Raw genomic sequence first — 12,433 nt, 5'->3', positions numbered from 1 at the left:
GAGGAATTAGAAATGCTAGTTGAAAAAGAACAGGTAGTTATTAAATCATTACAGGAATGTATGATTGTATGTAATCATTGCTTAAATGAATGTTTAGCTGAAGATAATGTGTCGGCAATGGTTGATTGTATTCATTTAAATAGAGAATGTATCCAGTTCTGCAGTTATCTTGAACAAGCTATTATTAGAAAGTCACCGTATGCCAAAGAGTTCGCAGAAATTTGTCTATCTGTTTGTGAGGATTGTGCTACTGAATGCAAAAAACATGATCATCGTCATTGCCAATATTGTGCGCAAATTTGTATGGAGTGTGTAGATGCTTGTAAATCATTTCTAGAATCTTAAAATATTGTATGGAAGGAATGCTACGAGCTAATGAAAGCAAAGCCCTAGTTTCTTCATGCAGTGAGTTATAGAATACATTCAATTTTTTCATATTCTGATGCATACTGCTTTTTGTTGGCAAAGCAGTATGCATTGGAAAACTGACATCTCTGGCACTAAGTAATAATAATTAATTCATCCTTTTCTTCCAATACAAAGGAAGAGTTGGGATTTAGATAACTAGTTCCCCCTCTTTTCACTCCTAACAATAACTTCCCATTTGCTAATAAATAATGATTTAATGTCAAATAATCCACTAATTCTTCATTAATATTTTTTAGAGGAATAAATTGAAGTTTTTTATCTTTTAGTTGATTTAAAAGCTCTAGAAATGCAATCATCGTGTCTTGTGAATTTAAGCTATTATGCATAACGAAACTTGTTAGACTATTTGTTTCAATAATTTCATCTGCTCCAGCTCTTTTAGCATTCTGTACTTGTTCTGTAGTAAGTATTTCAACAATACATGGTAAATTTGCATTCAGCCCTTTTATCGCGAGTAAGGTTAAAATCGAATGCATATCTGCTTGCAGTTCTTCTTTGTTTTGGTCTGCAGTTATTATAACCTTATGAGCAGTCAGTATATTAGCCTTTAGTAAAACATAATCTAAATTAGAATTTCCTTTTACAAAATGTATTTTTTCAGGTACTGGATTAGTAGCTAAGGACTCGTCGATTAATGTAACAGGAATATTTTCTCGATCTTTAATAATGGAATGAATCATTAGCTTTGACCGCTCATTCCAACCAATGATAATCAAATGATTTTGTCCTCTATAGGTTGATTTTCCTTCTAAATAGGCATTTTGTTTAGCTACAGCTGCAGTAGCCAATGTCACTAAATAGGTAGAAAGGAACCCTACGCCTGTTAATATTAATGCAATGCCCGTTAATCTTCCAAGAATCGTTATAGGAGCATAGTCACCATAGCCAACTGTGGAGGTTGTTATAATTGCCCACCAAATTCCTTCAAATAAAGTGGGAAATGTTTCTGGCTCAATCCAGGTGATAAAGAACCCAAATAGGATAATAATAGTTAAAGAAATCGTTAATACACGTATACTCAACGGCAATCTTAAAAATCTTGAGAGCATGGAATTAGGCAAAGTAGACACCTCTTAAAGTTGTTATCCTTTGCATTATTGACCAATAAAAAAGCTTTCATAATCATATGAAAGCTTTTTTATCCAGTATTCTTAAAGTGCTATATGATAAAAATTAGCAATTGTTTGTTGTTCTTCTCTCAGAATTTCATAATTATTCAAGTTAGACAGCATTCCTTTGATAATAGGAATCCTTGGCTTATCGGCATCAATTTCTGTCATTAACACTTCCATTGTTACTTCGATCTCTTGTTTAGTTGAAAGGTGCTCGACTTTACTTAGAATCGAGTTAACAGCATTGATAATTTGCTGGTGGCTATCTTCTAGAAAGTTTATCTTAGGTTTCTTTATAATATATTTTATAAAATCATTAGATATTAGTGGTGGCTCGTTATTTGCATCCATATCCGATATAATAGAATCTAATCTTTTCAAAAGATAATTGGAAATATCTTTTGTTGAAACATTGCTTGATTCTAGAATTACAATTTTTAAAAAAGAATGGACAAGGCCTTCCTGAATTATTAGAAGGTCTAGAAGGTATTTTTTCTTCTCTTCACCATAAATAGCATGGAGACCTTTGAGATGATAATTTTGCATTTCTGATTGCATGCGTAATAATAAATCTTTAATAGAGCTATTTAATGGGATTGCCTGTTCTTTTGACTGCATGATGATAAATTCTTTATGCTTTAAGGCGTGGCTAAACATAAAAGTAAGCTGATCCATGTATTTTTCTCTAGCAGGGATTGATTTTAGGCTGATTTCTTCAAAAATATTAATTAGTTCATCATAATAATATTGCAAAATTTTATAAAGAAGAGATTCCTTTGATTTAAAATATAAATAAAAGGCGCCTTTTGATATCCCACAATCACTTGCAATTTCTTGTACAGATGTTGAAGAAAATCCCTTTTGTGCAAAAAATTTTATTGCTGAATCAATAATTATTTTTTCTTTTTCTTTCACGTATTTTCCTCCTACGCTTATAGGAAATAATTAAATGACTAGTTGGTCAAATTGTCCCGAATTCATGACTAAGTAGTCAAATTATATAGTATATAACAAAAGAAAGCAAATGAATAGGATTTTCTAAGTCATGCTTGTATGAATATAAAGGAGCTTTTTACATTGTACGAATGAAGGATTTGCTATATGATAATAGTTATCACTAGGCTGACGAGTGGAAACGTCGAGTAATCCAATTGGTTAAATTAATTATTTATATGCTATTTACTTGACGCTCTATCCTTATGATTATAAACTTACTTACATATAGTAAGTATCATGAGGCTTACTGATTTTCACGTCCAATACGGATGATTAGTGGAAGAAAATTCTACATGATATATTTATATTGCTAATACAAAATAAAGAATACAACAGACAATAAAGGAGATTTTCGGATGGATCAAAATATTATCGATCTTCTTCAAAATAAAATGGAAATAATCGCATTTAATGAAGAGCAGAATTTAAGTTTAGTTGGACCAGTAAAACTGCCAGTACAACTGGGCGACCAAGTAGAAGTTTTTCAATGGTATACATGGTTACCAATCAATAAAAACCAAACGAAAGAAGAAGTCTTACGTTCATTACCGAATTTAAGCTTAGCTGAATATCAGCAATCATCTGTTTTAGTATATGGTGACTTCGCTAATGATGAAAATGCTTTAATACGTATGCATAGTATTTGTCATACTGGTGATATTTTTGGAAGTAAGAGATGTGATTGTGGATATCAATTAAAAGAATCAATGCGCATGATAGTGGAGAATGGGAATGGTGCCCTTTTCTATTTGGCAAATCATGAAGGCAGGGGGATTGGTTTATTTACAAAATCTCTCGCTTATATTTTACAAGAAAATGGGTTAGATACCGTTGAGGCAAATCTTGCACTTGATTTTCCAGATGATATGAGAAGTTATGAAGCACCGATAAAAGTACTTCAAGCTCTTCGACAAAAACCAGTGAAGTTAATTACAAATAACCCCAAAAAATTAGAGGCTCTAAAGAAACTTGGGCTTACAGCAGAGGAAAATGTTCCGTTATGGGGGGATGTTTCACCCTTTAATGAGAATTATTTAAAGACGAAAGTAAATAAATCTGGTCATATTCCTTTGAAAAATACAGTTACCATTTAAGGAGCATAGGTATGAAGCATGATCAAGAGTATATGAAGTTAGCATTGGAGCTTGCAGAATCTGCATTAGGTAAGACAAATCCCAATCCAGTAGTAGGTGCTGTGATTGTAAAGGATGGGGTAATTGTCGGCACAGGTCTTCATCGTAAAGCTGGGGAACCACATGCTGAGGTTCACGCTTTTAATATGGCAGGAGACCATGCAATGGATGCAACACTATATGTAACCTTGGAGCCTTGCTCGCATTATGGAAAAACACCTCCATGTGCATTGCTGGTTAAAAATTCAGGGGTAAAGAGAGTGGTTGTTGCAACAGAAGATCCTAATCCTCAAGTTGCTGGTCGAGGTATTAGCATCATAAGAGAAGCAGGAATTGAAGTGGAAGTTGGGATTTTAAAAAAAGAGGCACAGCAATTAAATGAGCGTTTTATTCATAATATGATACACGAAATGCCCTTTGTTATTTCAAAAGTTGCCATGACCTTGGATGGTAAAATTGCCACACATACTGGACATAGTCAATGGATTACTGGAGAAACAGCAAGAAAAGAAGTGCATCTTTTAAGAAACAAAGTAGATGGTATATTAATTGGTGTTGGGACAGTATTAGCAGATAATCCAAAATTGACAACCCGATTAGATGGACCTTCAAAGAACCCGATTCGAATTATCTTGGACACGAATTTACGAACACCCTTAAATGCTAATATAACAGATTGTAAAGAGGCACAAACGATCATTGTTACGGCTGCAAATATTGATTCAGAGAAAGCAATGGCATTGAAAGGAAAGGGAGTTGATTTGCTAGCTGTCTCTTCTATTAATGGAAAATTAGATTTAAAAAATGCATTACAACAATTATACAAAATCGGAATAACGGATATCCTTCTTGAAGGTGGAAGTGAAGTAAATGCAAGCTTTATGCGCGAGGGACTAATTCAAAAGTATTTAGTATATATTGCTCCTAAAATAGCAGGGGGGGCTAATTCCTATACGCCATTTAGAGGGGAAGATATCGAAAAAGTCGATGAGGCGGTTCCATTACGTTTTGAAAAGACGGAATGGATAGGAGAAGATATTAAAATAACTGCTTATCCGATAAGGAATGCATAGAATCTATGTGGAGGAAATAAATGAAGTTCGGATTTGATATAGATGATACGCTGATCAATTTAAGACAGCATGCCTTTAATATTTATAATAAAAAGCTTAAAAAGAATATTCCATTAGCAAGCTTTCATGCATTGAAAACGGTAGAAATTCACGAACCATTTGGATTGAATGCTATCGAAGGAAAGCAACTATGGGATTCACTTCGAGAAGAAATATATTTTACAGATTGTTCGCCTTTTCCTGGAGCTGTTGAAGCTTTAAATGAACTTGTTCATAATGGCCATCAAGTTTATTATATTACAGCGCGAAATAAACAATTTGCAACAAAAACAAAGGAGTGGATGAAGGAGATAGGTTTTCCTGTTGTGGATCATCACTTTTATTGCGGAATGGAAGATCATGAGAAAATAACGATTATTCAAAATCTCAAATTAGATTATTATTTTGACGATAAGCCAGCTGTTCTGGAAACGCTCATAGATCATTCTACACAGCTTTATGTGAAAGACCATCTTTATAATGAGCATCTTGAATGGAATCGAATAAAGGATTGGAAAGAGCTAAAGCAATTATATTAGTTTCTTACTCCAAAAATAAATGAGGCTGGGGTATAAGCATCTCAACTAATAATAAACACGAACTATAATGTGATTAATGTTATTTAGTTTTGTCCCAGCCCCATTTATTCTTATTTTATCGGAGTCTTATAGCTTCATTCCGATTCTGCTTTTATATCGTTTGATAAGGATTTGGCAGTCTACACTTGCAACGCCTTTTGTTGCATAAAGCTTATTTGTTAAAAATGTCTCCATCTCTTGGTTATCGTAAAATATGCCGTGCATATGTAATTTACTTGGACCAGTCATATGATATAGGCTGGTGACAGCAGGATCCTCTGCCAGTGTTCTTGCAACTTCCTCTAAATAGGATGGTTCCACATCTACATTAAAAAAAGCTGACACTGTTTTCCCAACTTTAGCAGGATTAATGACCGTTGTGAATTGCTCAATAATTCCTTTTTCAAAAAGCGTATTCACTCTTGTTTGAACAGCTACTCGTGAAATACCGATTTCTTTGCCGATATCAGTATAAGAAATGCGGCTGTTCTCGTGTAGTAGCGACAATATCTGTCTATCTATTTTATCTAGCTTGATATTAGGCACATAAAAATTTTTATCCATAAAAAAATCCTCCAACAAAAGATTCATCTACTTTCCAAATCTAAGTTTAGCTCAAGTGAGGAACAACAAGCCCTCCATAAAGAAAGGCAAGAACAATAACTATTGCTGGGTGTACTTTCCATTTTTGTAACAATAAAAAAGCGATTAATGCAATCGCTGCAGATTGAATGATCCCGATGGAATGGTAGGAATCTTGAAACATCTCAAACGTCAATACAAGCATTAAAGCAGTAATAACTGGTTGTACAAGCAGGGTCATCCCTTTTACAATCATTGAGTCCTTATGTTTCCTCATTAGTTTTAATAAAAAGATAAGCCCTATAGCAGAAGGTAGAATCGTTGCTATTAACGCAACAGCAAATCCTCCCCATCCACCTACTCCATAGCCTACATAGGCAGCGATCTTTGTAGCAACTGGTCCTGGTAACGCATTAGCAAAAGCCAACATATTGGAGAATTCGGTGTTAGATAGCCAATTGTATCGATTAACTATTTCTTCATACATTAAGGGGATAGAAGCTGGGCCACCACCATATCCTAATAAATTAGCTACTAGGAAACTGAGAAAAATACTCACAAAAATCATATTTACATTCCTCTTTCTTTTTTATGTAAGAATTTCTGTTTTAATTTAAAATGGAAGGCTCCATAGGTTAGAAAAATGAGTACGACAATACCAGGGTGTATCGAAAATGTTTGTAATAAGAGGAGACAGACAATTGTTAAGCCGATACCAACATAGATTCCTAGTCCTTTCACTGCTTTTTCTCCAAATTCATATGCCATTAAGCCAAGCATTACCGAAATTACAGGTACAACTGCCGAGACCATACTTGTTATTATTGGCGAATGACTAAGAATAGATATAAATGAAAATAAGAATACCATAGCTAAACAAGTCGGCAAGATGTGAGCGAAGACGCTAACAATTGCTCCAACGGTCCCTTTTTGACGATAGCCTAAATAGGCGGCAATTTTCGTTGCAATTGGTCCAGGAAGAGTGTTCGCAATGGCTAACACATCCCCAAACTCCTCATTATCCATCCACTTATACTTAGTCACCGCTTCGTGACGAAATAATGGGATTACGGAAGGGCCTCCACCAAATCCAAAAATACCTGAACGTAGCATCGCTAGAATTAAATCTTTATACATATAATTATTTCTCCTTTCTTTACAATTGAAACGACAGAGGGGAATCATCATTACGATACGTAATTATAATATCACTTATTTCGATAATATGTTTAAATAATATGTAAAAACAATACTAATGGGAAGTAAAGTTGCAGTAGTATGTGCGTTGAAAAATAAATCAACATATAATAAAATGATAAAAATATATTTAAAATTAGAGTTATCTTTCTCTAGCTTTCGTAAATAACCATTCATTATACCATTCCTATGCACGATGAATTAAATATTAGTATAGTTGGTGTTGATTTTATTGCAGAATGATCTGTTTACAAGAAACAATTTATACGAAAGTAGCCTTCCTTAAGTAGGTTTGTTGTAGCACTTTGTAAAATGTGAATATTCGGAATTAACGAGGAGGGATTTGTTCTTGAGAGATAAATTGGAAAAAAGAATTAGAGTTTCTGCGAAAAAAGAACTTGCTGATTTAGTAATTACCAATGCAAAAATTGTCAATGTTTTTACTGGTGAAATAATGACAGGAGACGTTGCGATCGCGGATGATACAATCGCTGGAATTGGTAGTTATAAAGGCAAAAGTATGGTTGATGCGAAAGGAAAGTATTTAATTCCTGGTCTTATTGATGGTCATGTACATATTGAAAGTAGTATGCTCACACCTCAGGAATTTGCGAAAATACTATTGTTGCATGGTGTAACCACAGTAATAACGGATCCACATGAAATTGCAAATGTTGCAGGTGCAGATGGCATTCAGTATATGTTAGATAAATCCGAAAATCTTCCATTGGATATTCGTGTGATGCTGCCATCTTGTGTACCTGCTGTTCCAGAAGATTCCAATGGTGCAACCTTATATGCAAAAGATTTAGAGGCTTTTTATTCCCACGAAAGAGTATTGGGATTGGCAGAAGTAATGGATTTTCCATCTGTATATGAGACGAACTTGAATATGATTGATAAGTTGGTGCTGACCAAAAAAAATAATCGCTTAATCGATGGTCACGCGGCAGGTATTGAAAGAGAAAAATTAAATGTTTATAGTGCTGCAGAAATCAGGAATGATCATGAAGCGACAACGTTACAAGAAGCAAAAGATCGTTTAGATTTAGGAATGTATCTAATGATAAGAGAGGGTACTGTTGCCAAAGATTTGAAAGCTTTATTGCCTGCTGTAACAACGAGAAATTCACGAAGATGTTTATTGGTAACAGACGATAAATTAGTAGATGATTTAATAGAAGAAGGTAGTGTAGATCATAGTGTGCGCATAGCGATAGAGCAAGGGCTAGACCCTATTATTGCCATTCAAATGGTGACAATTAATGCGGCTGAATGTTTTCGTTTAGAATCAATTGGAGCAGTATCTCCAGGCTATCAAGCTGATTTTCTGCTTGTCGATAATCTTGAAGAATTAACCATTCACAGTGTATTTAAAAAGGGTGAATGTGTGGTAGAAGATGGGAAACTACTAGAAGAGAAGCTAATTGAACATTCCTATTTGGCTACTAATTTACCGCCGATAAATTGTGCAAAAGTAACCTTAGATGATTTAAAACTTCCCTTAGCATCTGATTTATGTCATATTATCGAAATTATTCCGAATAGTATTGTTACAAATGAAGTAATTGAAAAAGTAGAAGTGGAGAATGGGAATTTTAAATCTTCTTTGAAGAAAGATCAACTGAAACTAGTTGTTGCTGAGCGACATCGCGAAACTGGAAATGTGGGAAAAGCAATAGTAAAAGGATTTGGATTTAAAAATGGTGCAATCGCCACAACTATTTCTCATGATTCCCATAATATCGTAGCAGTTGGAACAAGTGATGAAGACATATTGTTGGCAATTAATGAGTTGCAAAATATAAATGGGGGAATAGTGGTAGTATCTGAAGGATTAGTAGTTGCCACGCTCCCGTTACCGATTGCTGGGTTGATTTCAGATCAAGATTATTTAACCCTGTATGAACAGCTAAAGTCATTAAATCAAAAAGTAAAAATTCTGCAAGGAAATGATACGTTTAATCCTTTTCTAACCTTATCTTTTCTATCATTAACTGTAATTCCTACCTTAAAGCTTACAGACAAAGGATTATTTGACTTTCATTCTTTTACTTATAAAGATGTAGCAGTTACTAAATAATAGATTTTTTTCTTTTTTAATCTTTTGTTCATTATTTGTTCATAATTATTCGATATTCTATAAATAGGTTAAGAGTTTCCCCTCTTAAAATATATTTGACCCGAAAGAGATTTCGGGTTTTTTCTTTTTTAGCCCATGATTATCTTGATAATGTAGAGTTCTATATTGAATAATGGAAATTGAATGTTTAAAGTCGCCAAAAAAAGTGAATACTTTTATAAGAGTATACAAATTAATCCATATAGACATATAATTTATCATTAATTTAGTAATAATGAAAGCGTTTTCTGATATAATGAATGTATAGATCATCTACTTACTAATGAGGAGTGGATAATGATGGAAGAACAAGCAAATTTTTTTAATGGGCTAAAATGGGGAGTAATTATTAGTATACCTTTGTGGATTTCGTTTTTTGGCTGGATAAAGCTAATTATTAATATGGCATAGAGAATTCTTTAAAAGATTAAAATAATGACATAAAAAAAGTGCATGCCCAAGAATATTACTTAGTCATGCACTTTTTTTAGTTACTCTGACGTACTTACATTTGTGGAAGTGGGGGATCAATTCCAAGCACTTTTTCACCGTCAACTGTTAACCAAATATAGTAATGATCAATTTCTTTACCTATAATCTTTTCAATTTTTGCAATTAATTTTTCTTGAACATCAAAAGACAGATTTGCAGTTTGTTCACCTAATGGCACATTTTTAAGACCAAGACTATCTGCAATTTGTCTTGCTTGATCATAAGATACCTCAATGTATTTGTCATACTCTGGTAAGTAAGCAGCTTCTGCTGGCTTTACTTGAAATGACACTATTAATACTACTGCTAATAAACTCCATACTAATTTTTTCATAAGTTCTCTCCCTTTTCATAATTTAATATTTCTTCTTTTAGTGCTATAAAAGTATCGACCACTAAGGGGTGATACATAGTACCCCGGTTATTTAGAATATCTTCAAATGCTTCTTCTTTTGATTTTCCTTTTTTATAGACTCTATCTGTTGTCATAGCATCGAATGAATCAACTACTGAGATAATTGCAGCTTCTATAGATATTTCATCTTCTTTAAGGGCTTTTGGATATCCTTTCCCATCGTATCTCTCGTGATGTTGTTCAACTATTAATCCAACTTCACATAAAACAGGTATTTTTGTTTCTTCCAATAAGTCCCTACCGAATGTAGTATGTTTTTTCATAACTTCAAACTCTGATTCTGTTAATTTACTTGGTTTTAATAGAATTTCAAGCGGAACTTTAACTTTTCCTAGATCATGAAAAAATGAAGCGAGGTTTAATCGAGTTATTTGCTTTCTATTTAAATTTAAAGCTTCTCCTACTAACAGAGAATATTTTTTAATTCTTTCACAATGATCAACTGTATAGCCATCTTTTTCTTCAATAGCAATTGCAAGATCCATTAAATCTTTTGAACATTTACTATAATAATGGAATACTGGTTGACTTGTTACGTAAATAAATTCAGTAATTTCATCTGAATGGAATATACTATATTTTTTTATAGGATTTTCAAAAAAAGATTGTCCAGCATTTAATTCGATAACTTCATCATCGGTGTGGTAATGCATTTTTCCTTTAAGGATATAAAAGTATTCAAAGCCATCCCACCCCTCTTCAGGAGTCATTGCCCAACTAGATCCAGGCATCATCTTATGATATATAATTTCTGTTCCATCGCCAGCAGCTATTAGTGAAAGTTGTAAGCCTCTAATATTTACTGTTTCTATAAATTCTCCCGTATTAATAATGGCCACAATTTACTCCCTCTCTTTATACAATAAAAATAGATTAGTATAATCTATATAATTTCAATTATAGTTATTTTAAATCATTAATAATTTAATTTTAATAGGTATTATTGATTATATTATACTATATTCTTAAAAGGGAGGATATTATCGAAATATGTAAAACTTAACAAAAATATTGTATCAAAAGTTGGATGGAAATAATAGCTCTAATTGTAAATACTGTTAATTAAGAAAAAATTACTAGATAATAGAATGATAGACAAGTAACTCCCAATCATTATAAATATTGGTAATCAAAATCAAACCTTTGAATAACGTCTGCTGATATTGTATGATAGAAAGTAACTATTAATAGGTAAAAAGGGACTAACCGTTGCAAAGTGTCACTTTTTGCAACGGTTAGTCCCTTAATCGCTATAGTTTTTAATTTTTTTTGTTCCTTTTTGGTGGAATATCTACCGGGATATTTAACATAAGTTAAATTAGATAATGGATATGTCGGTATCCATTAATCATTGTCGTTACGAGAATTTCCGCCTTTTCGGCCAATTTCTTGGTAGAATTCTTTATCGTGGTTATCAGAAGTTGCCTGTCCACCTTTTTTACCGATTTCTTGGTAAAATTCCTTGTCGTGGTTGTCAGAGGTAGCTTCTCCACCTTTTTGTCCAATTTCTTGGTAAAAATCCTTATCGTGATTTTTAGAAGTAGCTTCTCCGCCTTTTCTTCCTGCTTCTTCTCTGCTCATTTTGTTGTTGTCTGCCATTTCTATCACTCCCATAAAAGATTTTTAATTAACGTTACATAGGTTATATAGCCGATTCTGAAGAGTATAAACGTAAACATATTGTTTTTAAGTATAGTAAATATTGGTAAAGGGGGAATTAAGGTATGATGATTTCAAGAGAAAGATTTATGAAAGTAGTTAGTTTTGCTGAGGAATTAGGATGTAAAGTTGTATATGATTCAACGAAAAAAATAAGTTTTAATACGAAAATGTATATTACCATTCCTTATCATTTTTCTTTAGAAAACACTTATGCACTAGCACATGAAATTGGTCATGTTATTGATTTTGTGAATGGAGAATTAAATCATGATAAATGGTTACATGACTGGTCATATCATGTAAATGCGGAGATGAGTGCATGGGTCCACGCATATAAATTATTGGAGAACCTCGACATTCCATTACATAATTGGCAAACACATGTTAATGCGAAGCTAGCTAATTATTTTATTCTTCCAGAAGTAATATAAGGGATGCAAGCTAGCTCCTAAAGCGTTTATAATAATAGGCAGTGATTCATTTGTTAAAAATGGATTACTGCCTATTTTGATAAGTAAATAAAAAATATAGATATTAAGGATAAGTTAAGACGTTGCTATTAAAATAGAAAGAAGGTAAGTTTTAGATACAGACTGGGATAAA

14 protein-coding genes are annotated in these 12,433 nt (G+C 33.0%); 6 read left to right on the top strand and 8 right to left on the bottom strand.

Features of this window, described 5'->3' with window-relative positions:
• The first annotated feature begins 60 nt into the window (after positions 1–60).
• The gene (locus tag QQZ16_RS13120; protein WP_311297389.1) at positions 61–345 is read left to right on the top strand and encodes a four-helix bundle copper-binding protein; all 285 of its coding nucleotides are present in this window, start codon (positions 61–63) and stop codon (positions 343–345) included.
• Between the two features lie 155 nt (positions 346–500).
• Here QQZ16_RS13120 and QQZ16_RS13115 read toward each other — a convergent pair whose 3' ends face one another.
• Both QQZ16_RS13115 and QQZ16_RS13110 read right to left on the bottom strand, forming a co-directional pair.
• On the bottom strand, positions 501–1,490 hold the full coding sequence (locus QQZ16_RS13115; RefSeq protein WP_031536953.1) for a potassium channel family protein: 990 nt from the start codon (positions 1,488–1,490) through the stop codon (positions 501–503).
• Between the two features lie 90 nt (positions 1,491–1,580).
• Complete coding sequence (locus QQZ16_RS13110) at positions 1,581–2,456, bottom strand: TetR/AcrR family transcriptional regulator (RefSeq protein WP_031536954.1); 876 nt, start codon at positions 2,454–2,456, stop codon at positions 1,581–1,583.
• Between the two features lie 437 nt (positions 2,457–2,893).
• Between QQZ16_RS13110 and QQZ16_RS13105 the strand changes: the two genes are divergently transcribed.
• Genes QQZ16_RS13105 through QQZ16_RS13095 form a run of 3 tightly spaced genes read left to right on the top strand, consistent with a single transcriptional unit; the run spans position 2,894 to position 5,321 of the window.
• Positions 2,894–3,631, top strand: coding sequence for a GTP cyclohydrolase II (locus tag QQZ16_RS13105; RefSeq protein ID WP_031536955.1), 738 nt, complete (start codon positions 2,894–2,896; stop codon positions 3,629–3,631).
• An 11-nt stretch (positions 3,632–3,642) separates the two neighbouring features.
• Entirely contained in the window at positions 3,643–4,743 is a 1,101-nt protein-coding gene (gene ribD, locus QQZ16_RS13100; protein WP_031536956.1) for a bifunctional diaminohydroxyphosphoribosylaminopyrimidine deaminase/5-amino-6-(5-phosphoribosylamino)uracil reductase RibD, read from the top strand.
• 20 nt (positions 4,744–4,763) lie between these two features.
• Positions 4,764–5,321 (top strand): 5' nucleotidase, NT5C type, encoded by a 558-nt coding sequence (locus tag QQZ16_RS13095; protein WP_031536957.1) that lies wholly within the window; start codon positions 4,764–4,766, stop codon positions 5,319–5,321.
• 126 nt (positions 5,322–5,447) lie between these two features.
• Here QQZ16_RS13095 and QQZ16_RS13090 read toward each other — a convergent pair whose 3' ends face one another.
• The 3 genes from QQZ16_RS13090 to QQZ16_RS13080 are packed head-to-tail and all read right to left on the bottom strand — an operon-like array spanning position 5,448 to position 7,079.
• Positions 5,448–5,924: an Lrp/AsnC family transcriptional regulator gene (locus tag QQZ16_RS13090; RefSeq protein ID WP_031536958.1), complete on the bottom strand. Its 477-nt coding sequence runs from the start codon at positions 5,922–5,924 to the stop codon at positions 5,448–5,450.
• A gap of 46 nt (positions 5,925–5,970) precedes the next feature.
• Positions 5,971–6,510, bottom strand: a complete 540-nt coding sequence (locus tag QQZ16_RS13085; RefSeq protein ID WP_031536959.1) for a chromate transporter — start codon at positions 6,508–6,510, stop codon at positions 5,971–5,973.
• A gap of 2 nt (positions 6,511–6,512) precedes the next feature.
• Positions 6,513–7,079 carry a chromate transporter gene (locus tag QQZ16_RS13080; protein ID WP_031536960.1) on the bottom strand — a complete coding sequence of 189 codons (567 nt, stop codon included), beginning with the start codon at positions 7,077–7,079 and terminating at the stop codon, positions 6,513–6,515.
• 409 nt (positions 7,080–7,488) lie between these two features.
• Here QQZ16_RS13080 and ade point away from each other — a divergent pair, with 409 nt between their 5' ends.
• On the top strand, positions 7,489–9,222 hold the full coding sequence (ade, locus tag QQZ16_RS13075) for an adenine deaminase (protein WP_031536961.1): 1,734 nt from the start codon (positions 7,489–7,491) through the stop codon (positions 9,220–9,222).
• A gap of 544 nt (positions 9,223–9,766) precedes the next feature.
• Here the strand turns inward: ade and QQZ16_RS13070 are convergent.
• The 3 genes from QQZ16_RS13070 to QQZ16_RS13060 form a co-directional block, all read right to left on the bottom strand.
• Positions 9,767–10,087 (bottom strand): hypothetical protein, encoded by a 321-nt coding sequence (locus tag QQZ16_RS13070; RefSeq protein ID WP_031536962.1) that lies wholly within the window; start codon positions 10,085–10,087, stop codon positions 9,767–9,769.
• Positions 10,084–11,007 (bottom strand): HD domain-containing phosphohydrolase, encoded by a 924-nt coding sequence (locus QQZ16_RS13065; RefSeq protein ID WP_031536963.1) that lies wholly within the window; start codon positions 11,005–11,007, stop codon positions 10,084–10,086. The genes QQZ16_RS13070 and QQZ16_RS13065 overlap by 4 nt, the downstream gene beginning before the upstream one ends.
• Positions 11,008–11,512: 505 nt before the next feature.
• Entirely contained in the window at positions 11,513–11,767 is a 255-nt protein-coding gene (locus QQZ16_RS13060) for a general stress protein (RefSeq protein WP_031536964.1), read from the bottom strand.
• A gap of 125 nt (positions 11,768–11,892) precedes the next feature.
• Here QQZ16_RS13060 and QQZ16_RS13055 point away from each other — a divergent pair, with 125 nt between their 5' ends.
• Positions 11,893–12,261, top strand: coding sequence for a hypothetical protein (locus QQZ16_RS13055; protein ID WP_031536965.1), 369 nt, complete (start codon positions 11,893–11,895; stop codon positions 12,259–12,261).
• Positions 12,262–12,433: the final 172 nt, after the last annotated feature.

Source organism: Bacillus sp. T2.9-1 (genome assembly GCF_950097965.1).
In the GTDB taxonomy this organism is placed as follows: domain Bacteria; phylum Bacillota; class Bacilli; order Bacillales; family Cytobacillaceae; genus Niallia; species Niallia hominis.
Note: the sequence above shows the minus strand (reverse complement) of the source record. Positions and strands in the feature narration are given on the sequence as shown.